The 25,294-nt window shown below is 40.5% G+C and carries 20 protein-coding genes and 1 pseudogene; 15 read left to right on the top strand and 6 right to left on the bottom strand.

All coding sequences use genetic code 11. From position 1 onward, the window contains the following. Nucleotides 1-15: 15 nt before the first annotated feature. Both pfkA and FK178_RS04255 read left to right on the top strand, forming a co-directional pair. Nucleotides 16-1,002, top strand: a complete 987-nt coding sequence (gene pfkA / locus FK178_RS04260) for a 6-phosphofructokinase (protein WP_146831322.1) — start codon at nucleotides 16-18, stop codon at nucleotides 1,000-1,002. A gap of 1 nt (nucleotide 1,003) precedes the next feature. Continuing rightward, nucleotides 1,004-1,366 (top strand): methylglyoxal synthase, encoded by a 363-nt coding sequence (locus FK178_RS04255; RefSeq protein ID WP_146831320.1) that lies wholly within the window; start codon nucleotides 1,004-1,006, stop codon nucleotides 1,364-1,366. Here FK178_RS04255 and FK178_RS04250 read toward each other — a convergent pair. Both FK178_RS04250 and FK178_RS04245 read right to left on the bottom strand, forming a co-directional pair. Beyond that, on the bottom strand, nucleotides 1,359-1,739 hold the full coding sequence (locus FK178_RS04250) for a RidA family protein (protein WP_146831318.1): 381 nt from the start codon (nucleotides 1,737-1,739) through the stop codon (nucleotides 1,359-1,361). The two genes, FK178_RS04255 and FK178_RS04250, sit on opposite strands and share 8 nt — an antisense overlap. A gap of 105 nt (nucleotides 1,740-1,844) precedes the next feature. Beyond that, nucleotides 1,845-4,544 carry a putative LPS assembly protein LptD gene (locus tag FK178_RS04245; RefSeq protein WP_168194556.1) on the bottom strand — a complete coding sequence of 900 codons (2,700 nt, stop codon included), beginning with the start codon at nucleotides 4,542-4,544 and terminating at the stop codon, nucleotides 1,845-1,847. 135 nt (nucleotides 4,545-4,679) lie between these two features. Here FK178_RS04245 and FK178_RS04240 point away from each other — a divergent pair, with 135 nt between their 5' ends. The 7 genes and pseudogenes from FK178_RS04240 (at nucleotide 4,680) to bshA (ending at nucleotide 13,688) form a co-directional block, all read left to right on the top strand. After that, nucleotides 4,680-5,795 carry an N-acetylmuramoyl-L-alanine amidase family protein gene (locus FK178_RS04240; RefSeq protein ID WP_146831316.1) on the top strand — a complete coding sequence of 372 codons (1,116 nt, stop codon included), beginning with the start codon at nucleotides 4,680-4,682 and terminating at the stop codon, nucleotides 5,793-5,795. Nucleotides 5,796-5,849: 54 nt separating this feature from the next. Next, nucleotides 5,850-6,800 carry an MlaD family protein gene (locus FK178_RS04235; protein WP_146831314.1) on the top strand — a complete coding sequence of 317 codons (951 nt, stop codon included), beginning with the start codon at nucleotides 5,850-5,852 and terminating at the stop codon, nucleotides 6,798-6,800. A gap of 6 nt (nucleotides 6,801-6,806) precedes the next feature. Continuing rightward, nucleotides 6,807-8,144 (top strand): 4Fe-4S dicluster domain-containing protein, encoded by a 1,338-nt coding sequence (locus FK178_RS04230; RefSeq protein WP_146831312.1) that lies wholly within the window; start codon nucleotides 6,807-6,809, stop codon nucleotides 8,142-8,144. Nucleotides 8,145-8,189: 45 nt separating this feature from the next. Continuing rightward, nucleotides 8,190-8,981 carry a (Fe-S)-binding protein gene (locus tag FK178_RS04225; protein WP_146831310.1) on the top strand — a complete coding sequence of 264 codons (792 nt, stop codon included), beginning with the start codon at nucleotides 8,190-8,192 and terminating at the stop codon, nucleotides 8,979-8,981. A 114-nt stretch (nucleotides 8,982-9,095) separates the two neighbouring features. Next, nucleotides 9,096-9,581 carry an ABC transporter ATPase gene (locus FK178_RS04220; RefSeq protein ID WP_146831308.1) on the top strand — a complete coding sequence of 162 codons (486 nt, stop codon included), beginning with the start codon at nucleotides 9,096-9,098 and terminating at the stop codon, nucleotides 9,579-9,581. A 4-nt stretch (nucleotides 9,582-9,585) separates the two neighbouring features. Continuing rightward, a complete protein-coding gene (locus FK178_RS04215) occupies nucleotides 9,586-12,510 on the top strand; it encodes a glycoside hydrolase family 3 N-terminal domain-containing protein (RefSeq protein WP_146831305.1) in 2,925 nt (974 codons plus the stop codon). A gap of 36 nt (nucleotides 12,511-12,546) precedes the next feature. Then, nucleotides 12,547-13,688, top strand: a pseudogene (gene bshA / locus FK178_RS04210) (N-acetyl-alpha-D-glucosaminyl L-malate synthase BshA). A 34-nt stretch (nucleotides 13,689-13,722) separates the two neighbouring features. On the opposite strand, the gene FK178_RS04205 reads toward bshA, so the two are convergent. Continuing rightward, complete coding sequence (locus tag FK178_RS04205) at nucleotides 13,723-14,217, bottom strand: hypothetical protein (RefSeq protein ID WP_146831303.1); 495 nt, start codon at nucleotides 14,215-14,217, stop codon at nucleotides 13,723-13,725. Between the two features lie 139 nt (nucleotides 14,218-14,356). On the opposite strand from FK178_RS04205, the gene FK178_RS04200 reads away from it, so the two are divergent. The 5 genes from FK178_RS04200 to FK178_RS04180 all read left to right on the top strand — a co-directional run bounded on the left by FK178_RS04200 (nucleotide 14,357) and on the right by FK178_RS04180 (nucleotide 21,342). Continuing rightward, nucleotides 14,357-17,272 carry an FAD-binding and (Fe-S)-binding domain-containing protein gene (locus FK178_RS04200; RefSeq protein ID WP_146837460.1) on the top strand — a complete coding sequence of 972 codons (2,916 nt, stop codon included), beginning with the start codon at nucleotides 14,357-14,359 and terminating at the stop codon, nucleotides 17,270-17,272. 127 nt (nucleotides 17,273-17,399) lie between these two features. Next, nucleotides 17,400-18,320, top strand: a complete 921-nt coding sequence (locus tag FK178_RS04195; protein WP_146831301.1) for a VOC family protein — start codon at nucleotides 17,400-17,402, stop codon at nucleotides 18,318-18,320. A gap of 36 nt (nucleotides 18,321-18,356) precedes the next feature. After that, the gene (locus FK178_RS04190; protein WP_146831299.1) at nucleotides 18,357-18,773 is read left to right on the top strand and encodes an SRPBCC family protein; all 417 of its coding nucleotides are present in this window, start codon (nucleotides 18,357-18,359) and stop codon (nucleotides 18,771-18,773) included. A gap of 151 nt (nucleotides 18,774-18,924) precedes the next feature. Continuing rightward, nucleotides 18,925-19,986, top strand: coding sequence for a chorismate synthase (gene aroC, locus FK178_RS04185; RefSeq protein WP_146837457.1), 1,062 nt, complete (start codon nucleotides 18,925-18,927; stop codon nucleotides 19,984-19,986). An 18-nt stretch (nucleotides 19,987-20,004) separates the two neighbouring features. Next, a complete protein-coding gene (locus tag FK178_RS04180) occupies nucleotides 20,005-21,342 on the top strand; it encodes a dicarboxylate/amino acid:cation symporter (protein ID WP_146831297.1) in 1,338 nt (445 codons plus the stop codon). Nucleotides 21,343-21,362: 20 nt separating this feature from the next. Here the strand turns inward: FK178_RS04180 and FK178_RS04175 are convergent, their stop codons facing one another. Together FK178_RS04175 and FK178_RS04170 are read right to left on the bottom strand one after the other, a co-directional pair. After that, nucleotides 21,363-21,782, bottom strand: coding sequence for a thiol-disulfide oxidoreductase DCC family protein (locus FK178_RS04175; protein ID WP_146831295.1), 420 nt, complete (start codon nucleotides 21,780-21,782; stop codon nucleotides 21,363-21,365). 23 nt (nucleotides 21,783-21,805) lie between these two features. Continuing rightward, nucleotides 21,806-23,992 (bottom strand): endonuclease MutS2, encoded by a 2,187-nt coding sequence (locus FK178_RS04170; RefSeq protein ID WP_146831293.1) that lies wholly within the window; start codon nucleotides 23,990-23,992, stop codon nucleotides 21,806-21,808. 47 nt (nucleotides 23,993-24,039) lie between these two features. Here FK178_RS04170 and ung point away from each other — a divergent pair, with 47 nt between their 5' ends. Further along, the gene (gene ung / locus FK178_RS04165; protein WP_146831291.1) at nucleotides 24,040-24,705 is read left to right on the top strand and encodes a uracil-DNA glycosylase; all 666 of its coding nucleotides are present in this window, start codon (nucleotides 24,040-24,042) and stop codon (nucleotides 24,703-24,705) included. Here ung and FK178_RS04160 read toward each other — a convergent pair whose 3' ends face one another. Beyond that, the gene (locus tag FK178_RS04160) at nucleotides 24,706-25,287 is read right to left on the bottom strand and encodes a hypothetical protein (protein ID WP_146831289.1); all 582 of its coding nucleotides are present in this window, start codon (nucleotides 25,285-25,287) and stop codon (nucleotides 24,706-24,708) included. Nucleotides 25,288-25,294: the final 7 nt, after the last annotated feature.

Here is a 25,294-nt window from a genome sequence, read left to right as displayed (position 1 = left end):
TCATAAATTTTTTAAATGGCAAAAGGAATAAATCGAATTGGAGTAATGACATCCGGCGGGGATTCCCCGGGTATGAACGCTGCCATTAGGGCAGTGGTACGCGCCTGTGCGTATTATAATACAGAATGTGTTGGTTTCTACCGCGGCTTCCAGGGAATGATTGATGGAGATTATGAGGAAATGAATGCCCGCAGCGTAAGGAATATTATTTCTAGAGGAGGAACCATTTTAAAATCGGCAAGATCAAAGGAATTCCTTACTCCTGAAGGCAGGCAAAAGGCAGCCGATAATTTAAGGAAGGCAAAGGTTGATGCCATGGTCCTTATTGGCGGCGACGGCACTTTTAGGGGTGGAAAGGTATTTTGGGAGGAGCATGGTATTCCTGTTATAGGGGTACCGGGAACCATAGATAATGATATTTATGGAACCAATTTCACAATAGGTTATGACACGGCGTTAAATACCGTAGTAGAAGCAATAGATAAGATAAGAGATACTGCGAGTTCCCACAACAGGTTATTCTTTGTGGAGGTAATGGGAAGGGATGCCGGTTTTATTGCCCTTAACAGCGGGATAGGCGCCGGGGCTGAAGAGATCCTGATTCCTGAAGAAGACCTGGGACTTGACCGTTTACTCGAGTCCCTCCAAAAAAGCCGCCGTTCAGGAAAAACTTCCAGTATAGTGGTTGTTTCTGAAGGGGACAAAATTGGAAAGAACGTTTTTGAACTGGCCGAATATGTGACCAATAACCTGAAGGACTATGATGCAAGGGTAACGGTTCTTGGCCATATTCAAAGAGGAGGAAATCCTTCGTGTTTTGACAGGGTACTTGCCAGCCGTTTGTGCGTGAGGGCTGTTGAATTGCTACTGGATGGGCAAACTGCCCTTATGGTAGGGTTTGTAAATAACAGGATTGAATCCTGTAGCCTTGAAAAGGCACTAAAATCCAAACCCGATTTCAATAAAGACCTTTTAAGAATTTCAGATATTTTATCTACATAAAATGACAATAGCAATAATTGCCCATAATGGGAAAAAGGCTGAGATGGTGCAGTTCTTAAATGAGAACCGGTCCATCCTTGAGGCTAAGGATATTAAATTAATAGCTACAGGAACCACGGGTCAAAAAACCGAAGCCGCAGGTTTTGAAGTGGAAAAATTACTCTCCGGCCCACTGGGTGGGGATGCGCAAATTGCCTGCCGTCTTGCAGAAGGTAAGGTAGATATGATCATTTTCTTTCGGGACCCCATGGATAAGCATCCACACGAACCGGATATCTTTATGCTTATGAGATTATGTGACGTGCATGACATTCCGTTGGCCACGAACCCTTCTACTGCAAAATTATTGATGAAGGCTATTTAACGCCAATTGCGCTAATTTCAACATTCACGAATTTGGGCAAATTTGCCACTTCAACAGTCTCGCGTGCCGGGGCGGTTTCAGGATCAAAATACTTCCCGTAAATTGCGTTGATACGGGCAAAATTATTCATATCACTTATGAATATGGAGGTTTTGACCACATTTTCAAAAGTCATTCCCGCTTCAGTAAGAATGGCTTTCAGGTTTTCCATCACCAGGGTAGTTTCATCCTCCAGGTTTTCAATTTCCAACTCATTTGTTGCAGGATTAATAGCAATTTGCCCGGAGGTATAAAGCATATTCCCTGTAAGTACTGCCTGATTGTAGGGCCCGATAGGATTGGGTGCTTTGGAAGTTTTTATGATCTTTTTCATACTGCTGTTGTTTTAATATTCTTAAACAATCATATTTATTTCGGCGTAGGAAATATACAAAACCAAAAAGATTTTTTTAGGTCTTTAAGAGGTAATTGCCCTTTATTATAGTCTTCTATCCGGTTCACGGCGTTTGTCATATTTAATATCACTAAGCACACTGGATTTAATTCCAATAAAGAAATTCCAGGAGCTACGGTCGCTAAACGGAATCCAGTTAAAGCTCATTCTCCAGCTGTCAAGGTCTCTTTGAAAACGCAACTGGGTGTAGGTGAATCCGCCTTCTTTAATATCAAAACCGGAGGAGCCACCAACCACCCATTTAGGGGCAAGTTCTATATCTCCTGAAAACATTATGGAATGGGAGGAGATCTCATTTTGGCGGGCCATATTATTGTAGGTCATAGTATAGGCAATTCTTAAATTCCAGGGGATCTTATAATTATACCACTGGTCATTTCGCTCCTCTTTTCCTTCAAAAACATCTTCCTCGTCTGTAAACCTTCCATCAATATCGGTTCCCTTTCCAAAGAGATCATCGGGCCGCCCACCACTGCGGAAGGTCTCATTATCCAATTTATCCTTATTTTCTTCACCTCCGGCAAAATCTGTGCTGGAGAAGTTGTATCCAAAGCTCACATTGGCCATAGTAAACCTGAAGAGACTTCCTCCATTATTTATGTTGAGCTTATCTATACGGCGGTTATTGTTGTCCAAAGCATACATATCAAGGTTTGCGGCAACATTCACATCAAGTTTATTTTGAATAATAGGGACTGTTCCCCTTACATTTATGGGCGCCAGTCTTAGGGAATCTCCGGCCAGATTATAGGCCGTGCTAAGATTAAAATTGCTTAAAAGGGTAATTTTCTTTGGTTCTGTTGCAGTGCTGTCACGGTCTCTCACCTTAGCTTCAAGGTTGTTGCTCAGGTTTAAACCTATGGAACTGGAGAAATTCTGGCCGGGTGGTGCATACAATGAACCCTGAAACCGTGAAAAGGTCTCAATTCGGTTTAAAGAGGGGTCCTGCTCATTTATGATCTCGAATTCATCATAATACTGGTCAAAGGCAGGATTGATATTATAACTTATAGAAGGCCGCATTACATGCCGCAGGGCCTGGTATTTTTTATCGGCACCAAAATTTACAAGGCCATAGATTGTGGTTCCTATACCGGTGCTGAAATTGTAGCTCCTGAAGGAATCAAAACCGCTAATGGTATCTACTATAACAATTCGACGAAGTGCGGGATCAAATTCCCTTTCAAAAGTTTTGAAGACCCAGCTTTCAATATAATTGGCATTGGCGCTTACACTAAAATGTTTAAATACTTTAAAATTGGTAGAAATTGGGATTGTATGCTGCGCGCCAAAATTGGCATCTTTGAACATTTGCGGTTTAAAAAACAGGGAATCAAAAGTCCTTATCCTGTTTTCTCCCCTTACACTGTATTGTAAGTTTATATTCTGAATAAGCCCTTTTTTGGTTCCCATTTTTGGGGCCAGGGGATATATCCTTCCCATACTGGCCTGCACCGTGGGTAGGGTCATCTCTATTTCCTGGGTATTGGTATTTTGCTGGTGCCTGGCAGAAATGGTATAATTTATCTGGGGTTCGCCGGCAAATGTTTTGGAATATGAAACATTTGAACTCATGGTGTTGTTCAAATAATTTGCCGTGTTAGTTTGGTTTATAGATTCCCTGAAATAATTACTGCTCCCTAAATTAACGGAAGCTGAAAACTGCGAGGAGGGGTTTGCTTTTGCATCCTGTGAATGTGTCCATTGCAGGTTATAACTGGAGGTCTCTGAAAAATCCGGAAAACCCCGTTCGCTCTGCAGCAGATTTTCATACCTCAGGTTCACATTTCCCCGGAATTTATAGCGTTTTGCGTAACTGGATTGGGTACGTAAACCATAACTCCCATTGGTATAATAATCTCCCAGGACAAGAAGATCTACATAATCACTTATGGCAAAATAATATCCCCCGTTTTGTAAAAAGTATCCCTGGTTGTTGCTTTGACCAAAGGAGGGTAGAATAAATCCCGAGGTTTCTTCTTCAGTAAGCGGGAAATACCCAAAGGGTAATCCCAGTGGGGTTGGAACATCGGCAATGTACATATTCACCAAACCTGTAACTATTTTCTTCTTAGGAACAAATTTGATCTTGCGGGCATAGAAGAAATAATCAGGGTCTTCCTCATTTTCAGAAGTGGTAAAACGCACATTCTGCATAAAATAGACAGAATCATTTTCCCGTTTTGTAATCTCACCCCGTACTTTGAAAGCCCCTTCTGTAGTGCGGGAATTATAAACAAGGGCCTTTTGTGAGGTAAAATTGAATCTTATAGAATCGGGTTCAACTGTATTTTGCCCCTGAGTAAAAATTGGTCTTTGGGAATATGCTCCTGTAGAATCCGGTATCCCGTAGGCATAAACTTCATTTTTTTCATTGTCTACAATAATAAGACCTGCGGTAATTACCATATCCTCATAAGTGATCTGGGCCTCATCAAACAGGTACATCCTGTTTTCTTTTGGGCTTAGGCGCATATAATCTGCCGCCTTATATTTAACCACATCTGTTAGTAACCTGGGCCGTTGCACCGTATCTCTTTTAACGGTGTCCTGCACCACGACCTGGGACCTTGGGGTGAGAGAATCACTTACTATAATTACAGAATCCCGTTGAGCCTCTATGCGAACCTCGTTTCCTGTTTTTATTTCCTGAGCCCAAAAATCACCGGGTATAAGGAAGACAAAAACAACAGAAAAAAGAATATAAAGTGAGTTTGTTCGCAATGCTTTAAGTGCTATTTTTGTAAAGAATGGCCTGCTTTTTGAATAACCAAAATTACATTTATTTTTTAAGCTTCCTTTTGGGAATGAAAAAATAAATCAATAAAATAATTGCCCTAACCGTACCGTTAAATGTTTATGAAAACGAACTTACTAAAACTTTTCGTATTAATTTTTACAGGATTTATATTAACTGCCTCAACTCCGGCCCAAAATAATCCCGGAAAATCAAAATTTAAAGTTGTACTGGATGCCGGCCATGGTGGCCATGACCCCGGAAACAGGGGAGGAGGATTTTTTGAAAAGGATATTGCCCTTAATATTGTTCTTAAGATTGGAAAGGAATTAGAGAAAAATCCGAATTTTGAAGTCGTGTATACGCGGGACAAGGATGTATTTATTCCTTTAGACAAAAGGGCTAAAATAGCAAATGATGCCAAAGCCGACCTTTTCATCTCGGTTCACTGTAATGCCCATAATTCACAGGCAGATGGTACCGAAACCTTTGTACTGGGATTACATCGCAACAATTCCAACTTTGAAGTTGCAAAAAGAGAAAACTCGGTGATCTTTCTGGAGGAGGATTATGAGATCACCTATGGAGGTTTTGATCCTAATTCACCTGAATCTTATATTGGGATGATGATCATGCAGGAAGAATATCTGGACCAGAGCATCCTTCTTGCCGATTTTGTTCAGAAGAAATTCACCAATGACCTTAATAGAAAAAACCGCGGTGTAAAACAAGCAGGGTTTTTAGTGCTTCACCAAACCTATATGCCCAGCGTACTTATAGAAACAGGGTTTTTAACCAATTCAAGCGAGGGGAATTACCTTAACAGCAGCACCGGCCAAAGTAATATGGCCACTGCAATAACAAAGGCTATTCTGGATTATAGTCACAGTATCAATATGGCAACTCTGGATAATCTTACAGAGAATCTTCCCGTGGAGACCATTCCAGTTATAGAAGAACCTGAATTCTATGAAGGCATCACCTTCAAGATCCAACTGGCCGCCAGTTCTAAAAAGATCGATCCCAAAGCCTCAAATTTTAAGGGATTAACGCCGGTTTTCAGGGAAAAAGAAGATAAACTTTTCAAATATTATTACGGGGCTACCTCCAGTTATTCCCAGATCCAGAAAATGCACCAACAGGCCAAAAGCAAAGGATATCCTACCAGTTATATTGTTGCGTTTAAGAACGGCGCCAAGATTACAGTTAATGAGGCGTTAAAAACCCAGAGTAAATAGGGCTACATTCCTATATTTATTTCTAAATTTGTAACTGTACTAAAATAAAAGCTTTTGGAATACACTAAAGAGATTAAAACCGGTATTTTGGCCGTGGTTGCCATTTTAATACTAATTTTTGGATATTATTTTCTTAAAGGACAAAATCTCTTAGACTCAAGCCGCACCTTCCATGCGATCTATGCAGATGTTGAAGGACTTTCAACCTCCTCTCCGGTAACAATTAACGGCCACAGGGTGGGACAGGTAACCAAAATTGATTTTCTTGACAAAACAGGATTATTGGTAGTTACTTTTACAGTAGATTCAGATTTTGAGTTTTCCAAAAATAGTCTTGCACAAATATATGGAGGAGGAATAATAGGAGGAAAATCTCTTGGAATTGTTCCTGAATATGAACTTAATTTAAATGCCAAATCTGGTGACACCCTTCCCAGTGATATTGAAGAAGGTATTATGGAACTTGTAAATGAGCGTCTTACTCCTTTACAAATAAAGGTTGAAAGGGCTATTGTGAGCGCAGATTCCCTGCTTACCGGCTTTAACGAAGTTTTAAATCCCGAAACCAGAAATAATATTGCAGCCACCTTTGAGGATCTTGCTGAAACAGTGAGATCGCTAAAAGAAACTTCGCAAAGCCTGAATGGAGTTGTGGGAGGCAATGCTCAAAAATTTGACCGCACTTTTACCAATCTTGAAGAAACCTCGGCCAATTTCAATAAATTCTCAGATACCCTTGCGCAAATGAATATTAGCGCGATTACTGCAGATATTGAAAAGGTAATTGCCGATTTTGAAAAAGTTTCAAACAAGCTTTCTTCGGGCGAGGGAACGGCGGGTAAATTGCTGAATGACAATGGGGTTTATGATAACCTGGACCGTGCCACCAAACAAATGGAACAACTGCTACAAGACATTAAATTGAATCCTAAACGATATGTTCACTTTTCAGTATTCGGAAAAAGCCCGGGACCATATCAACCTCCAAGAGATTCCTTAAAATAGTCAACTATGCAGCTTATTGCTCAAATTGTTTTTGTTATCGCCCTGGTGGCGGGTATCGCACTTTTTACCCGAAACATTCGCAGGATAATCCGAAACATCAGGCTTGGAAAAAAAATTGACCGCACAGATAATGCCGGGGAACGCTTTGCCAAGATGGCAAGGGTTGCTTTCGGGCAATCAAAAATGGTAAAAAAGCCCTTCTCGGGTTTTCTTCATATAATAGTTTATCTGGGGTTCATTATCATAAATATTGAAGTTCTTGAAATAATTATTGATGGAATATTTGGAACCCACCGGGTTCTGGCCTTTGCCGGCGGCACCTATAATTTTTTAATTGGCGCCTTTGAAATTCTTGCTTTACTGGTACTCCTGGGGGTAATTATATTCTGGACCCGTAGAAACATTTCCAATATATACCGTTTCCTTGGCCGGGAACTAAAAGGATGGCCTAAGAATGACGCCAACTACATCCTTTATTTTGAAATGGTGTTGATGTCTTTGTTCCTTATCATGAATGCGGCAGATCTTCAGCTTCAATTAAATGGGGACGATTATTATTCCAGGGCAGGTGGTATCATTGGATCTTTCCCAGTAAGCCAGTACCTGCTACCTTTAATAGACGGCTTAAGCAATTCAACGCTTATAATAATTGAAAGAACAGCCTGGTGGTTACATATCCTCGGGATCCTTTTCTTTTTAAATTACCTGTATTATTCAAAACACCTTCACATACTTCTTGCATTTCCAAATGTATATTTCTCCAAACTTACCCCGCAGGGAAAATTTGATAACCTGGAGGCTGTTACCAATGAAGTAAAATTAATGATGGACCCCGCGGCAGATCCCTATGCTATGCCTGCGGAAGGAGAAGGCACAGTGCCTGAAAAATTTGGAGCATCAGATGTTATGGACCTAAATCAGGTACAACTGCTAAATGCCTATACCTGTACTGAATGTGGAAGATGTACTGCAGAATGCCCCGCCAATCAAACCGGAAAAAAACTATCCCCGCGGAAGATAATGATGGATACCCGGGACAGGCTGGAAGAAGTTGGGGAAGCCATAAATAAGACCGGAAAATTTGAAGATGACGGCAAGCAGCTTCTTGACGATTATATTTTAAGAGAAGAGCTGTGGGCTTGTACTACCTGTAATGCCTGTGTAGAAGCTTGTCCTATAGGAATTGATCCATTATCAATTATCCTGGATATGAGGCGCTATCTGGTAATGGAACAGAGTGCAGCTCCCAATGAACTGGCGGTGGCCATGACAAATATTGAAAATAACGGCGCGCCCTGGCCGTACAATCAAATGGACCGTTTGAATTGGGTAGATGAAAAATAGATCCTCGGAGATTATAAATATTAAAGCATTTAAAGCATTCATATAATGGCAGAAGCAATAAAAGTACCTACAATGGCAGAATATATGGCAGAAGGCAAAAAACCTGAAGTGTTATTTTGGGTGGGTTGTATGGGAAGTTTTGATGACCGGGCCAAAAAAGTAACCAAGGCCTTTGTAAAACTCCTGCATAATGCAAAAGTAGATTTTGCGGTTCTGGGTACAGAGGAAAGTTGCACAGGTGATCCCGCAAAAAGGGCCGGGAATGAATTTCTTTTCCAAATGCAGGCTGTAACAAATATTGAAGTTCTAAACGGTTACGAAATTAAAAAGGTAGTAACTGCTTGCCCGCATTGCTTTAATACCCTTAAAAATGAATATCCCGCTCTTGGTGGAAATTACGAAGTAATGCATCACACCACTTTTTTAAAAGCCCTTTTAGATGAAGGCAGATTAAAGGTTGAAGGAGGAAAATTCAAAGGAAAAAGAATCACCTTTCACGACCCGTGTTATCTTGGCCGGGCGAATAATGTCTATGAAGCTCCACGCGACCTGCTTCGCAAACTGGAAGTGGAACTGGTAGAAATGAAAAAGTGCAAAAAGAATGGGCTTTGCTGCGGTGCAGGAGGAGGCCAAATGTTCAAGGAGCCGGAACCTGGTAATAAAGACGTGAACATTGAACGTACAGAGCAGGCAATGGAAGTAAAACCCGATATTATAGCCGCAGGTTGTCCTTTTTGTAACACTATGATGACAGATGGGGTTAAAAGTAAAAATCAGGAACAAAACATCGAGGTAATGGATGTCGCCGAGATGATCGCAAACGCCCAGGATCTCTAAAATTCTTTTTATTTATTAACATTACTGCGTTTTAATTCTTCATATTTTACTGGTACTATATTTGAAGCTATCCCGTTATTAAAGTAGCTTTGTAAAAATATAACCTCAAATAAAATGTTGATACCCTTCAATGAACTTCCTGATACTTCCCGCGTATGGATCTATCAGGCCAATCGCTCATTTTCAGACACTGAACTTCAGGAAATTACTAAAAAACTGGAAGAATTCATAGCTTCCTGGGTTGCTCACGGCGCCAATTTAAATGCTTCATTTGAAATTAGGTACAAGCGATTTATAATAATTGCGCTGGACCAGGCTTTTAATGCCGCTACCGGTTGCTCTATAGATGCTTCGGTGAATTTTATTCAGCAACTGGAAAAAGATTATAACGTAGACCTGCTGGATAAAATGAATGTGAGTTACAAGCAGGGAGAACATGTTGCCTATAAAAACCTGGTAGATTTTAGAAAAATGGCAAAAGAAAAAGCTGTTTCCCCTAATACCATTGTTTTTAATAATCTGGTAAACACCAAAGCCGAATATATGAATGAATGGGAAGTTCCGGCATCTGAAAGCTGGCACAACCGTTTTTTAAAATAATGGCATGCAAAACCCTCTGTTCCAATTTTTTTCTATAGTATTATTTTTCTTCTCTGCTCCGGTTCTTCTTGCCCAGCAGCAGGACCCTCTTGCTACGGCCGATTATGAACAGCAACGCCAATGGGTAGATAGTATTTACAGCAATATGAGTTTACAGGAACGGATAGGCCAGCTATTTATGGTTGACATTTTTTCCAATCGTTCCCGTGCCGAGACCAATAAGATCAAGAAACTTATTAGCGACCAACATATTGGCGGGGTTATATTTTCAAAAGGAGGCCCACGGCAACAAGCAAAACTACATAATGAATATCAGGAACTCTCCAGGGTACCTTTGCTAATAGGCATGGATGCAGAATGGGGGCTGGCAATGAGGCTGGATTCCACCTTTGCCCTGCCATGGAATATGACCCTGGGTGCAGTTCAAAGCCTTAAATTAATTGAAGAAGCCGGTGCATCTATTTCGCGACATTCCAACAGGTTAGGTGTTCATATAAATTTTGCACCCGTTATAGATATTAACACAAATCCAGATAATCCAATAATCGGGAACCGTTCTTTTGGAGAGGAAAAAATAAACGTAACAGAAAAGGCAATTGCATTTATGAAGGGAATGCACAGGGAAAATATTTTATCTAGCGCCAAACATTTTCCCGGTCATGGTGATACAAATTCAGATTCTCACAAAACCCTGCCAACAGTATCATTTTCCAAGTCCCGCCTTGATAGTGTAGAACTTTATCCATATTACAAATTGATAAATGAAGGGGTGAGCAGTATAATGGTTGCTCACCTGAATGTTCCCGGGCTGGAGGTGCAACCCAATCTTCCATCTTCCTTATCCCGCACCATAGTATCAGATCTGTTAAAAGGTGAGCTGCGGTTTAAAGGGTTAATATTTACAGATGCGCTTAATATGAAAGGTGCCAGTAATTACAAAAATCCCGGCGACATAGATCTGGCGGCTTTTCTGACCGGTAATGATGTCTTGCTTATTTCAGAAAATATACCCAAAGCCAGTCTTAAAATTGCAGAAGCCTATGAACAGGGAGTAATTAGCGAGGAGCGTCTTGCCCATTCGGTAAAAAAAATTTTGAGGGCAAAGTATAAAGCCGGGCTGCATAAGTACGAACCGGTAAATACCTCCAATTTAATTAAGGACCTCAATACCATCAAAGATGATGTTCTTTATGAGGAACTCATAGAAAATGCCATCACCCTGGTTAAGAATGATATGGGCGTACTTCCGCTTAAAGATCTGGAAATTAAAAAGATAGCTTATGTTCATTTTGGCGATGATAACGGGGACGCTTTCTTAAAGCAACTTCGAAAGTATACAAAGGTAGACCACGTGAAAGCCGGCAACCTTAATAATATGCTGGAGAAATTAAAAGCATACAATCTTGTAATTATGGGTTTTCATAAATCCAATAATTCTCCCTGGGTAGGTTATAAATTCAGTAAAGAGAATTTAACGTGGATCCACGAGATCTCCAGGCAGAATGTAAGTATCCTGAATGTTTTTACCAGGCCTTATGCATTAAATGATCTTTCTTCCAGTTCTATAGAAGGGATTTTGATTGGATATCAAAACAGTGACATCGCCCAGGAAAAAACTGCGCAAATCCTTTTTGGCGCGTTGGAAGCCAGAGGGAAACTTCCGGTAAGCGTGGGAGATGAATTTCCTGTGGGCACCGGATTTTTCACAAGGTCTCTGGACAGATTGTCTTATGGTCTTCCGGAATCTGTTGGGATGAATTCCCGGAAATTAAAAAAGATAGACTCCCTGATAAATGTTGGCTTATCTTCAAAAATGACTCCCGGCATGCAGGTAATGGTTGCCAGAAAAGGGAAGGTCATCTATCAACGTAATGCCGGATACCACACCTACGACAAAAGGATCCCGGTTACAGATTCTTCTATTTACGATCTGGCATCATTAACCAAAATACTCGCCAGCCTGCCTCTTATAATGCAACTTGAAGAAAAGAATATTCTGGACTTTAATTCCCGTTTAGGTGATCTCATGCCTTATTTCAAAGGATCAAATAAGGAAAATATCCGCTTGCAGGATATGCTGCTTCATTATGCAAGATTAAAAGCCTGGCTCCCTTTTTATGTTCCCACTATAGACAGGGCAACAAAGCGCCCATCGGTGAGATATTACCGAGAACAACCTATGGAAAATTTCGATATCCCGGTGGCCGAAAATATGTTTATACGAAATGATATCAGGGATTCCATAATGGGGATCATAAAAAACAGTGATCTGGAAAAAAACCTGGGTTACAAGTATAGTGACCTTCCTTTTTATATTATGAAATATTATCTGGAAGATTATCATAACTCCTCCCTGGATTATCTTACCCAACAGGGGTTTTACAAGCCCATGGGCGCAAACTTAACCTCATTTGTTCCAATAAAACATTTTAATATTGACCAGATCGTGCCTACAGAAGAGGATAAACTCTGGAGAAGACAACTGGTGCAGGGCTATGTGCACGATCAGGGAGCAGCTATGCAGGGAGGAATTGGAGGACATGCCGGGCTTTTTAGCAATGCCAATGATGTAACCAAAATAATGCAATTATATCTCAATGGGGGAACCTATGGGGGAAAACGCTTCCTGGAACCCGAAACCCTGGAGAAATTCAATACCTGTTATTATTGTGATGAAAATGTAAGGAGAGGAGTTGGTTTCGACAAACCTCAATTGGGAAAAAGCGGGCCTACCTGTGGATGTGTTTCGCTATCAAGTTTTGGACATACCGGTTTTACCGGAACTTTGGCTTGGGCAGATCCTGAGGAAGAGATTGTTTATGTATTTTTATCAAACAGGACCTTTCCCGATGTAGATAACAGGAAACTTATCCAAAGTGATTTAAGGGAAAAGATACAGCAGGTGATCTACGATTCCATTGAGTTTTAATAAACCGGGGATTTACTTAATTAATAAATTTATTTAATGAAAATAGCCATTGTTTGCTATCCCACGTTTGGTGGTAGCGGGGTAGTTGCCACAGAGTTGGGAATGGAACTTTCTAAAAGGGGCCATGAGATCCACTTTATTACCTATAGCCAACCCGTGAGACTTGAGCAACTTAACCGGAACATTCATTTTCACGAGGTAAACGTACCAGATTATCCGCTTTTTCATTTTCAGCCATATGAGCTTGCTCTTAGCAGTAAACTTGTTAATATGGTAAAACTATATGGCATTGAACTTTTACATGTACATTACGCCATACCTCATGCCTATGCGGGTTATATGGCCAAGAAAATGCTTGCCGAAGAAGGTATCCACATTCCTATGGTAACAACTTTACATGGTACAGATATCACCCTGGTAGGAAACCATCCTTTTTATAAACCTGCAGTAACTTTTAGTATAAATCACAGTGATGTGGTGACTTCTGTTTCTCAAAGCCTTAAAGAAGACACCATAAACCTGTTTAATATTAAAAAAGAGATTTTTGTGGTGCCCAATTTTATTGAGGTGGACAATTACCTCAAAAATTTCACCGATTGCCAACGTACGCTGATGGCTGATGATGATGAGTATATAGTTTCCCATATAAGCAATTTTAGACCCGTTAAACGTATTGCCGATGTTATAAGGATCTTTGAAATAATATGCAGGGAGAAGAAAGCTAAACTTATTATGATAGGCGAGGGCCGGACAAAGAAATGGCAGAAAATCTTGTTTTTGATCTGGGGATCCAGGATAAGGTGCTTTTTGTAGGCCAAAGTAACGAAGTAGATAAGATCCTGTGTTTTTCAGATCTTTTCCTCCTTCCTTCAGAAAAAGAGAGTTTTGGGCTTGCTGCACTGGAAGCTATGGTGAATAGTGTTCCGGTAATTTCCACCAATACCGGAGGGCTTCCTGAGGTAAATATTCACGGAGTTTCAGGGTTTTTAAGCGAAGTAGGAAATGTAGAGGAAATGGGAAAAAATGCGCTTGCCATTTTAAAAGATGAGGAAACTTTGAATAAATTTAAAAAAGGAGCCCGGGAACAGGCCAAAGTCTATGACCTGCATAAAGTTGTTCCTGTTTATGAGAAATTGTATGAAAAGGCATTAGAGGAAATAAAAAAGGCGCAAATTTAATTTTTTGCGCCTTTTTAAATTAATATATGTTCAACTAGAACTGGTATCTTATACCTAAAGCTATATCCGGAGAAAACTCATTTAATACGGTATAGTCATTAAATCCAAATTCCGGACGGAAATCTAAAGAGATCAATAAAGGAATATCAAAGTTATATTCAATTCCTATATCTCCGGCAGCAAATAAGAAAGTACCATCGTTACCTCTTCGGTCACCAATACGCTTATCTTCAACACTTCCAACACCACCACCAACACCTACATACCAGTTAAATCCGCCGTCAATATTCCATACCCATTGATAAAGAGCGGCAAGTTTAAAAGCATCGAAATTGCTGTCGTTTCTCCAACCCAGGTCTAATTCCAGCCTGTTATTGTTGGTTCCCAGAGCACGTTGGTAAGAAACCTCTGCACCCAGACCATCTCCTCCTCCAAAACGCAAACCAATTGCATTATCTGCAATTGTTTGAGCTTGTGAGCTTAATCCAAATCCTACTGCAAAAAAAGTTAATAAAAATAATTTTTTCATATCTGTTCGGTTTTAATTTGAACCGCAAATATAAATGTTAAAATTATATGATCATTTCCCCGTAAGCCAATGTATTGTTAATAATCACTAAAAAATCTGTTAAGCGGGTACCCGGAATATTTGTTATTTTAGCGCTATGATGCAATCAGATCTTAAAAAATTGGCAGAAGTCCTTGAGGGCGAACTTGTTGATGACAACCTTTATAAAAGTATTTATGCAACAGATGCTTCCGTTTACAGGGAGCTACCTTTAGCTGTGTGTTTCCCCAGATCTATAAACGACCTGAAGGAACTTATTAAGTTTGCGACCTCCAAGGGGATTGGCCTTATTCCCAGGACCGCCGGCACCTCGCTTGCGGGGCAATGTGTTGGCAGCGGGATTGTTGTAGACACCTCAAGATATTTCAATAAGATCCTTAAAATAGATAAAGATAAAAGGATCGCAATTGTTCAACCCGGCGTAATAAGGGATGATTTAAACCGGAGACTCCTGGAACATGGTCTTTTCTTCGGGCCAAACACCTCTACATCGAACAGATGCATGATTGGGGGTATGGTTGGGAATAATTCCAGCGGTACCACTTCCATAAAATATGGAACAACCCGTGACAAGGTACTTAGCTTAAAAACCGTATTGAGCGATGGGTACGAAGCTGAATTTACCTCTCTATCTGCCAAAGAATTCCATGATAAAATAACCCTGGGGGGTGCTGAAGGAAAAATATATGCTGAATTATTCCGGCTTTTATCACCTGCTGAAGTGCAAGATGAAATTTGGGATAAATTCCCAAATAAAGAAATTCACCGTCGCAATACCGGTTATGCAATTGATGAATTAATAAAATCGGAAGTTTTCACAGGTGATGGAGAAATTTTTAATTTATGCCGGTTATTATCCGGCAGTGAGGGAACTTTAGCCTTTACCACGGAGATCACGCTGGAACTGGACGTTCTTCCTCCCCCGCATTCGGCCATGATAGCGGCACATTTCAATACGATCGAAGATTGTATGCTGGCAGTGGTTCCTGCCATGGAAAGCCCATTGTACACCTGTGAGATGATGGATAAAGTGATCCTGGATTGTACCAAACAAAACCTCAAGTATAAGGGAAACCGCTTCTTTATAGAAGGAGATCCCAAGGCCATTTTAATGCTGGAATTAAGGTCCCATTCAACAGAGATCCTGCATGACGAGGTGCATCAACTATTAAACAGGCTTGAAAAAAGCAATTTAAGCTATTCCCTTCCTGTATTGATGGACGAACAAATAGACCTTGCCCTGGAGCTTAGAAAAGCCGGATTAGGACTTTTAGGCAATATGATAGGGGATAGGAAGGCTGTTGCCTGTATTGAAGATACGGCAGTAGCCCTCCCGGACCTGGCAAATTATATCCTGGAATTCTCGCAAATTATGAAGGACCACGGCCAGGATGCTGTCTATTATGCACACGCCGGGGCCGGAGAGCTGCATTTAAGACCCATTCTTAATTTAAAGAAGACTGAAGATGTGGCTTTGTTCCGCCGTATCACAGAGGACGTTGCCAGCCTGGTAAAAAAGTATAACGGCTCCATGAGTGGGGAACACGGAGACGGAAGATTACGGGCAGAGTTCATTGAGCAAATGATTGGGGCCAAAAACTATGAACTTTTAAAAGAAGTAAAGAAAGTCTTCGACCCAAATAATATATTCAACCCGGGAAAGATCATAAATGCACCGCCCATGGATTCCTTCCTTAGGTACGTTCCGAACCGGAAAGAGCCTGAAGTCCACACCCTAATGAATTTTAATGATTCTGAAGGGATCCTGCGACTTGCCGAAAAATGTAACGGGAGCGGTGATTGCAGAAAATCTGTAGAAGCGGGGGGTACGATGTGTCCCAGTTACCGGGCAACAAAAAATGAAAAAGATACAACCCGTGCAAGGGCAAATGCCCTGCGGGAATTTTTGACCAATTCAGAAAAACCAAACCGTTTTGACCATGAAGAGCTAAAGGAGGTTTTTGACCTGTGCATAAGTTGTAAAGGTTGCAAGAGCGAATGTCCCTCCAATGTAGATGTGGCAGCTTTAAAAGCCGAATTTCAATACCAGTATCAAAAAACAAACGGCAGATCTTTAAGGAACCGGGCTTTTGTCAATAATGGAAGAATGAATAAAATGGGCTCCGGGATGCCCGGGATAGCCAATTTTTTCTTTAAGAACAGTATTACTTCCTCCCTGGCAAAAAAAGTAATGGGAGTTGCCCCTCAAAGGGAATTACCAAAGTTATCTAAAACCTCCCTATCAGTTTATTATAAGAAAAACCGCGAAAGGCTTAAAGTAAAATCTCCTATTGCCACAGTTTATTTGTTCAATGATGAGTTTACCAATTACCTGGATGCAGAAATTGGAATGGACACCCTGGAGCTACTTTCCACACTAAATTACCAGGTAGAGATCCTTGAGAATGCTGAAAGCGGCAGAAGCCATATTTCCAAAGGTTTTCTCGAAGAAGCAAAGGAACTTGCAAATAAGAACGTTCGGCTATTCAGCGATAAGATCTCGGCCACCACTCCCTTGCTGGGAATTGAACCTTCAGCCATATTAAGTTTTAGGGATGAGTATTTACGACTTGCCAATGACCCTGAAGCGGCTGAAAATCTTTCAAAAAATTCTATGTTGGTAGAGGAGTTTTTAAAAAAGGAAATTTCAGCAGGAAATATTAAAGAGAGTTCCTTTACTTCAGCAGAAAAGATCCTTAAAATACATACCCACTGCCACCAGAAAGCCCTGTCAAATTCTGCTGTAACATTTGATATTCTTAATTTCCCGGTAAATTACAAACCTACTATTATATCTTCCGGATGTTGCGGGATGGCAGGTTCCTTTGGATATGAGGCAGAGCATTATGACATTAGTATGAATATTGGAGAGCAAAGCCTTTTTCCCGCTGTGCGAAAAGCTGCGCCGGAAATTATTATTGCTGCAAATGGCACCAGCTGCAGGCACCAGATTTATGACGGTACCCAAAGGACCGCTAAACATCCTGTAAGCATTTTAAGAGAGGCCCTGGTATAAATATTTAAAAGCTCTGGATAAAATAAATTCACTGTATTATATTATTTTATAACTTAGGATCAGCACTTTAGCTTACATTCATCCTGCAGGTATAAATTAATAATACGTCTAATTTAAAGCTTCGACCATGGATAATACGGCACAAAAAATCCTTCCTTTTTTATGGTTTGATACCAATGCAAAGGAGGCGGTAGATTTTTATACCACGGTATTTAAGAATGCAAAAATAAATTCAATTACCAGGTTTCCGGGGGCAGGTAAAGAGATCCATAAACAAGAAACGGACTCTATTATGACTGTTGATTTTTCCATAGAAAATTACAGAATGGTAGCTTTAAACGGTGGGCCCGATTTCAAGTTTAATTCTTCTATTTCTTTTTTCCTGTTGTATGAAGATGAAAAAAAATTGGAAGAAGTGTGGGGAAGGCTTTTAGAAGGTGGCAGTGAAATGATGCCACTTGATACTTATGACTGGAGCCCGAAATACGGCTGGTTACAGGATCGTTTTGGGGTTAACTGGCAGGTGATGCTCGAAAAAGAACGCAGCTCCCCGGAAACGGTGGTACCAATGATATTTTTTACCGGGAAGAATCAGGGAAAGGCAGCAGAGGCAATTGCTTTTTATACTTCAGTCTTTCATAATTCCTATATACAGGGAATGCTTACTTATGGCAAGGAAAACCCTTTTGCAAATGGCCATATAATGCATGCCCAGTTTAGCCTGGAAGATCAGACTTTTATGGCAATGGATAGCGGGATGGAGAATGATTTTCCTTTTAGCGAGGCAATCTCATTTATGGTGAACTGTAAAGATCAAAAAGAAATAGATTATTACTGGAATGAGTTAACAGCAGGAGGTGACCCAGCTGCTCAACAATGCGGTTGGCTTAAAGATAAATTTGGTGTTTCCTGGCAGGTTGCTCCCGCAGGAATGAATGAAATTTTAAATGATCCCGATAAAGATAAGGCAAACCGCATAATGGATGCTGTCCTTCAAATAAGGAAGTTTGATCTGGAAAAATTAAACAAGGCTGCAGGCAAAAGTTAATTCCTTTACCCTGGCAAACCTCTAAAATTTAAAATTATGGAGCCACATAAAATAACGGTTGAAACCAAAGTGAATGCCCCCATTGAAAAAGTATGGAAATACTGGACAGACCCGGAACATGTTACCAAATGGAATTCTGCCTCCCCGGACTGGCATTGTCCCAGGGCTACTAATGATGTAAAAAACAAAGGGAAATTTTCCTACCGCATGGAAGCCAAAGATAAAAGTGTGGGATTTGATATGGACGGGGTTTACACCCAGGTGGAGAAACATAAGAAAATTGCTTATTCTATGGATGATGAAAGGAAGGTGGAGATACTGTTTATCCCCAATGAAAATTCCACACGGATTATTGAAACATTTGAAGCTGAAAATACCTTCCCGCATGAACAGCAGCAGCAGGGCTGGCAGTCTATACTCGATAATTTTAAAAACCACGTTGAAAAAAATTAATAACCGGCAGGAATTAAAACAATTCTTCCCAGCCTGCCACATAGGTTGATTTAATTTTATATTTTCCCGCTGCGGAACAGGATTCCATATTATCCTTAATTACATTTTATAATATGTAGTTAAAAAATTACATTTGTTCAAAATCAACTTTATGGCCGGAAATTCCTTCGGAACTATTTTTAAACTCACCACTTTTGGAGAATCTCATGGCACGGCCATAGGCGGGATTATAGATGGTTGCCCTGCGGGAATCATGCTGGATCTTGAAAAAGTCCAGGAGGAACTCGATAAACGCCGTCCCGGCCAGTCGGCCATTGTAACTCAGAGAAAAGAGACCGATACGGTGGAATTTCTTTCAGGAATTTTTGAAGGCAGGTCTACCGGTACCCCTATTGGTTTTATTATCAAAAACTCCAATCAAAAATCCGGAGATTACTCACATATACAGGATTCATACAGGCCTTCCCATGCAGATTATACCTATGATGAAAAATACGGTGTGCGCGATTATCGGGGCGGGGGGCGCTCATCTGCCCGCGAAACGGCCTGCAGGGTGGTAGGAGGTGCGATAGCAAAACAGGTTATTCCTGAAATAGGATTTTCCACCTTTACCTCTTCAGTAGGAGATATATATATTGACGATGAAAAAGATCTGGATCTCAGTTTAATAGAATCAAACCCGGTGCGATGCCCGGACCCGGTTTCCGCCGAAAAAATGGAAGCTTTGATTCGGGAGATACGCTCTCAAGGGGACACTATTGGAGGCACTGTGCAATGTGTGATTAAAAACGTACCAAAAGGGCTTGGAGAGCCGGTTTTTAATAAACTGCATGCCGAATTGGGTAAAGCTATGCTTTCTATAAACGCGGTAAAAGGATTTGAGTTTGGAAGTGGGTTTAAAGGCACCCAAATGAAAGGGAGCGAACATAATGACCTGTTTAATCCCGATGGCTCTACGGTAACCAATTTAAGCGGAGGGATACAGGGTGGCATCTCCAATGGTATGGATATATATTTTAAAGTGGCGTTTAAACCCGTGGCCACCATCATGCAAAAACAACAAACTATAAATTCCAAAGGCGAGGAAGTAGAGATGCAGGGAAAAGGAAGACACGATCCCTGCGTAGTGCCACGCGCAGTCCCAATTGTTGAGGCAATGGCTGCTTTGGTACTTGCCGACTTTTTTTTACAAAATAAAACATCAAAAATTTAAAGCTGAAATATCAATAAAATGAAAAAATTAGCACTGCACTGGCAGATATTACTGGGTATGGCCGCGGGGGTGATCTTCGCTTTACTCTTAAGCAATTTTAACTGGGGCCCCGGTTTTATTAGTGACTGGATCAAACCTTTTGGGAACATCTTTATAAATGCCCTTAAATTGATCGCGGTGCCACTTATTCTTGCTTCCCTGGTCAAAGGTATTTCAGATCTAAAAGATATCTCCAAACTTTCTAAAATGGGGACCCGCACCATTGTAACCTATATTATAACCACAGTTATCGCGGTATCAATTGGGCTTACACTGGTAAATTTAGTACAACCGGGTAATGCCATTTCAGAAGAGACCAGAAACGATCTTTTAACTAGTTATGCCGGCGATGCCAATACAAGAATACAGGATGCCCAAAGACAAAAAGAATCGGGCCCCTTGCAGGCATTGGAAGATATTGTTCCCAGTAACATTTTTGCCGCTGCAAGTGACAATGGTAACATGTTGCAGGTTATCTTTTTTGCCATTTTCTTTGGCCTGGGATTGATCCTGATACCGGAAAAGAATGCGAAGCCTGTTAAAGATTTTTTTGACGGATTTAATGATGTGATCCTGAAGCTCATAGACCTTATCATGTTAACTGCTCCTTACGGTGTTTTTGCCTTACTTGCAGCGCTGGTTGTGGAATCTCCCAGTACAGATCTATTTGCAGCTCTGGCCATGTACGGGCTCACAGTTATAATTGGACTGGCATTAATGATCCTTTTTTATGTTCTTATTGTTTGGATCTTTACCAAGAATACCCCGGCCTTTTTTATAAATGGAATTGCCCCGGCACAGCTACTTGGATTTTCAACCAGTTCCAGTGCAGCAACCTTACCGGTTACTATGGAAAGAGTAGAGGAACACATGGGTGTGCATAAGGAGGTAGCAAGTTTTGTACTTCCAATAGGTGCTACCATAAATATGGATGGGACCAGTCTTTACCAGGCGGTGGCAGCAGTATTTATTGCCCAGGCCTTTGGTATGGACCTTTCTTTTGGAGTCCAGCTGGGAATAATTGCAACTGCAACCCTGGCATCTATAGGTTCTGCTGCGGTGCCGGGCGCAGGAATGGTAATGTTGGTAATTGTACTTGCACAGGCTGGTATTCCTGAAGCAGGATTGGCACTTATATTTGCTGTAGACAGGCCATTGGATATGTGCAGGACCATGGTGAATATCACGGGTGACGCCGCAGTTTCCATGCTGGTTGCAAAATCTGTAGATAAATTAGGCCCTCCCAATGTTCTGGAATGGGATGATAATTATCCGCCGAAAGAAGAGGAAGCAGTTACTACCAATCATCGCGAATAGGAAATAACCAAAGGCTGTTTTTATTCCAAAAACCTGGATTTCAGTTCCGGGGTTGGGATCATACATTCATCCTTTTTTCCAAACCATTTGTAGCGGTTTCTGGCAATAAGGTCATAAACCACATTGCGAAAACCCTCCGGCAGAATGGAGAAATATTTTAAATTGGAATACCCTCCCGAAAGATGTCTGGAGATCTCCAGTGCCGCGGTAGATTTTTCATAATAGGCTACCCCCGGTTCAATAAGAATAATAGAATCCATCGCTTCAGGATCAATTCCTCTTTCAGCAGTGAGTTGTTTGCCTGTTTCGCTTTGCAGCGAGGCAAACCTGAAAACATCCTCCTTATCCCTTTCTATAATAAATTGAACAGAATTGTTGCAAAGATTACAAACCCCGTCGAAAAGGATGATCTTTTTATTTTCAGGAAGGGAACTATTCATAAGTTGGCATATTCAATTTTTAATTATTTCTTTTTCATCGCCTGCACCAGCTCCAGTTGATCCATAGACACACTGGTGGTGAACATGCCATAGTTGACCACAGCTTTCCCTTTTTCAATAGTATCTATTGTACCAATAGATTTACCATTTTCAAGGCGTACCCTGTCCCCAATCTTTAAAATGGCTTTGGGCTTATTAGCTTCGTGCTGTTCCTTTACAGCAATTTTTTTCTTTTCTTCTTTTTTGCGCTCGCGTATTACCTGGACTTTGGCTTCAGCTTCCTGGAGGATCTTTTTCTCTTTGACCTTTTTTACCTTTAGTTCCTTTGGAGTTTCTTTTTTTCTTTTGGAATTTTCTATTTCCACGATCTTAAGAAACTCACCAATAAGGTCTTTCTTCTTTTTATTACTGAAGTATTTTTCACTAAGATCATTGATCTTTTGTCCCAGGTAGATCAAGCGTTGATTGGCATCATAAAGCTCCTGATAGCTCTCCAGTTTTTGCTGGATCTTTGTATTGGTCTCCTCGAGTTTATCCTTTTGTTTGGCCGTGAGCAATTCTTTCGATTTTAAAGAATCGGTGGTTTTTTGAAGTTTACTGCGTTCCTTCTGTAAATCGGCAATACTCTTGTCAAAACGTATTTTTCCGCGTTCAACCTTCTTTTTAGACCGGTTAATAAGGCTGAAGGGGATCCCATTCTTTTGGGCGACTTCAAAAGTGAAAGAACTTCCTGCTTCTCCCAATTGAAGTTTGAACAGTGGCTCCAGGGTTCTGGAATCAAACATCATATTGGCATTGGTCATGAACGGCAGTTCATTGGCCAGCATTTTTAAATTTGTATAATGGGTTGTGAGGATTCCAAAGGATTCGCGCTCATAGAAAACCTCCAGGAAAGTTTCTGCCAATGCACCCCCGAGTTCGGGATCGCTCCCGGTTCCAAATTCATCAATAAGAAATAAGGTTTTGTCATCACACTTCTTAAGAAAGTAGTTCATATTCTTAAGCCTGTAACTATAAGTGCTTAAATGATTCTCTATAGACTGGTTATCCCCAATATCTGTAAGTATGCGGGTGAAAAAACACATTCTGCTGTATTCATGAACGGGGATCAATATTCCGCTTTGAAGCATTACCTGCAATAAACCTACGGTTTTAAGGGTAATACTTTTACCTCCCGCATTCGGTCCCGAAATCACAATAATGCGGTTATCTTTTTTTAATTCAATGCTTTGAGGAAATGTCTTCTCTTTAGCTTTATTATTAGCCCTTAATAAAATTGGATGAAATGCCTCTTTTAAATAGAGTTCCCGCTCTTTTGTGATCTTAGGCAAAAGACCTTTTATCTCGCGGGCATATTTCGCTTTTGCTGCAATTACATCTATATCGCTTAATAATTCCTGGTAGTCTTTAAGTAAATCGCGGTAAGGACGCATAAAATTGGTGAGCGTTCTTAGAATGCGTTTTATTTCTTCCTGTTCCTCGTACTGTAAATTATTCAGCTCCCGGGTATGCATCATGGTAGCTTCCGGCTGAATGTAAACAATACTTCCTGTTTTGGAGTTCCCGAGTATCCCGCCTTTTACTTTTTTGCGATACATGGCCTTTACAGCCAATACCCTAATATTTTCTACAACGCTTTCCCGTATCTCATCCAGATAACCGTACTCATTATACCTGGAAAGAGCGGTATTGAAACTGGAATTTATTTTACCTTTCACCACATTCATCGCCCGCCGGGTATTTAGAAGGGTAGGAGAGGCTTCATCCTTAACCTCACCAAAGCGGTTTATGATCTCACCGGTTTTCTCAACGATCTCTTTTGTATATTCTACTTCTGAAGTTGTTTCAAAAAGACTGGGATATAATTCCTGATTTTTATTGAAGAACTTGATCTGGGTATTTACAGTCTCAGATAGACCCGCTATCTTATGAAACCCTGAAGTATCCAGGATCGCATCTTCTATACCCAGCATTTTTATTTCGTGATGAATACTATCAAACCCATGGTTTGGAATTCGGCTGTCCTGTTGATAGGAATCTACATATTCATTTGTTTGGTGTAAACCAAACAGCGTTTTTTTACCGGTGGGGTATGGAGTTATAGCAAGCGCTTTCTCGATTCCCATAGGCGTTATACAAAATTCACTTATTTGTTTACAAACCGTAGGAAATTCAAGATCTATAAGGGTTTTAGCGGCAATTTTTATCATAGTAAATTTTCCCTAATTTTAGGTCCTGCAAATTTACTTAAATAATAATGAAGCTCAATATCCATCCTTCCTGGAAAAATATTTTAGAACCTGAAATGCAAAAACCTTATTTCAGGGAACTTACAGAATTTATTTCTGCCGAATATTCTCAAAATACCTGTTTTCCGGAAAGTGATGTGATCTTTGAAGCATTCAACAGGGCAACTCTGGATAGGGTGAAAGTGGTTATTATAGGTCAGGACCCTTATCATGGTCCAAATCAGGCCCACGGACTTTGTTTTTCAGTAAAAGAAGGAGTAAAGGTTCCGCCGTCTCTTATAAATATTTATAAAGAGCTGGAAAGCGATTTGGACAAACCCTTTAAGCCACAGGGAAATCTGGAACATTGGGCCAACCAGGGAGTGCTGTTATTAAATGCGGTGCTCACGGTTAGGGCTAATAGTGCAGGATCCCATCAAAAGAAAGGTTGGGAAACATTCACCAATCGTGTTATTGAACTTATTTCTGAAAATAAGGAAAATGTGGTATTTCTTTTATGGGGAGGCTATGCAAAAAAGAAAGGAGCCAAAATTGACTCCTCCAAACATTTGGTTTTAACAGCGGGGCACCCATCTCCTTTAAGTGCTATAAGGGGACATTGGTTTGGAAATAAACATTTTAGTAAGACCAATGAATATCTTATAGAAAATGGAATGGAGCCTATAGACTGGTAATTAAAACCTGAATCCCAGATTTACATTGAATTGCCCTACGATAGTGGGAGAATCATTACTTAAAAGATTTCGGCCTATGCCAGTGCCAAGATCAACAAAGAAACCCTGCTGGGATACAAACTTTCCACCCAGGCCAAAACCCAGTGCTAGATCTGTATAATTTTCTTTTACATAGCCAAAAGACCCATCTCTCATTTGTACGTCCTGGTTCCAATCTTCATATTCCCCAGAGGAGATCATGGCAAGACCGTTCACGTAAAATCCCCAGGCAGTGCGTTCGCCAAAGAAATATTTATATTTTCCGGTAAGAGAAAAATCCTTGGAATATGCTTCAGATATATCCTCATTATCCCGGTTTAGTGCCAAAATAAAACCTTCAATTGCCCAACTCGTATTTGGGGTAAGAATTCTTTCATATGCTATATCAAGAGCTCCAAAAGCTACAAGATTAAAAGCGCCAATACTCAATTCATTTTTGGCAATATCCCGTTTAAATATTGTTTCCTCCTGGGTTTGAGATTGTGCAGTAATGGAGATAAAAAATAATAACAAGAATGCGGGGGGAAAAGTTCTAATCATCATACATTTT

The sequence above is a fragment of the Antarcticibacterium arcticum genome, from assembly GCF_007993795.1.
Taxonomy (GTDB): domain Bacteria; phylum Bacteroidota; class Bacteroidia; order Flavobacteriales; family Flavobacteriaceae; genus Gillisia; species Gillisia arctica.
The sequence above is the reverse complement of the archived record's forward strand: the minus strand, read 5'-3'. Positions and strand labels throughout refer to the sequence as shown.

Excerpts from the sequence above, each read along its gene's own strand:
- FK178_RS04240 (WP_146831316.1), top strand. The coding sequence starts at position 4,680 with ATGAAAACGAACTTACTAAAACTTTTCGTATTAATTTTTACAGGATTT.
- FK178_RS04180 (WP_146831297.1), top strand. The coding sequence starts at position 20,005 with ATGAAAAAATTAGCACTGCACTGGCAGATATTACTGGGTATGGCCGCG.
- FK178_RS04250 (WP_146831318.1), bottom strand. The coding sequence starts at position 1,739 with ATGAAAAAGATCATAAAAACTTCCAAAGCACCCAATCCTATCGGGCCC.
- FK178_RS04255 (WP_146831320.1), top strand. The coding sequence starts at position 1,004 with ATGACAATAGCAATAATTGCCCATAATGGGAAAAAGGCTGAGATGGTG.
- FK178_RS04195 (WP_146831301.1), top strand. The coding sequence starts at position 17,400 with ATGGATAATACGGCACAAAAAATCCTTCCTTTTTTATGGTTTGATACC.
- FK178_RS04175 (WP_146831295.1), bottom strand. The coding sequence starts at position 21,782 with ATGAATAGTTCCCTTCCTGAAAATAAAAAGATCATCCTTTTCGACGGG.
- FK178_RS04220 (WP_146831308.1), top strand. The coding sequence starts at position 9,096 with ATGTTGATACCCTTCAATGAACTTCCTGATACTTCCCGCGTATGGATC.
- FK178_RS04225 (WP_146831310.1), top strand. The coding sequence starts at position 8,190 with ATGGCAGAAGCAATAAAAGTACCTACAATGGCAGAATATATGGCAGAA.
- FK178_RS04190 (WP_146831299.1), top strand. The coding sequence starts at position 18,357 with ATGGAGCCACATAAAATAACGGTTGAAACCAAAGTGAATGCCCCCATT.
- ung (WP_146831291.1), top strand. The coding sequence starts at position 24,040 with ATGAAGCTCAATATCCATCCTTCCTGGAAAAATATTTTAGAACCTGAA.
- FK178_RS04160 (WP_146831289.1), bottom strand. The coding sequence starts at position 25,287 with ATGATGATTAGAACTTTTCCCCCCGCATTCTTGTTATTATTTTTTATC.
- FK178_RS04170 (WP_146831293.1), bottom strand. The coding sequence starts at position 23,992 with ATGATAAAAATTGCCGCTAAAACCCTTATAGATCTTGAATTTCCTACG.
- FK178_RS04205 (WP_146831303.1), bottom strand. The coding sequence starts at position 14,217 with ATGAAAAAATTATTTTTATTAACTTTTTTTGCAGTAGGATTTGGATTA.
- FK178_RS04230 (WP_146831312.1), top strand. The coding sequence starts at position 6,807 with ATGCAGCTTATTGCTCAAATTGTTTTTGTTATCGCCCTGGTGGCGGGT.
- aroC (WP_146837457.1), top strand. The coding sequence starts at position 18,925 with ATGGCCGGAAATTCCTTCGGAACTATTTTTAAACTCACCACTTTTGGA.
- FK178_RS04200 (WP_146837460.1), top strand. The coding sequence starts at position 14,357 with ATGCAATCAGATCTTAAAAAATTGGCAGAAGTCCTTGAGGGCGAACTT.
- pfkA (WP_146831322.1), top strand. The coding sequence starts at position 16 with ATGGCAAAAGGAATAAATCGAATTGGAGTAATGACATCCGGCGGGGAT.
- FK178_RS04215 (WP_146831305.1), top strand. The coding sequence starts at position 9,586 with ATGCAAAACCCTCTGTTCCAATTTTTTTCTATAGTATTATTTTTCTTC.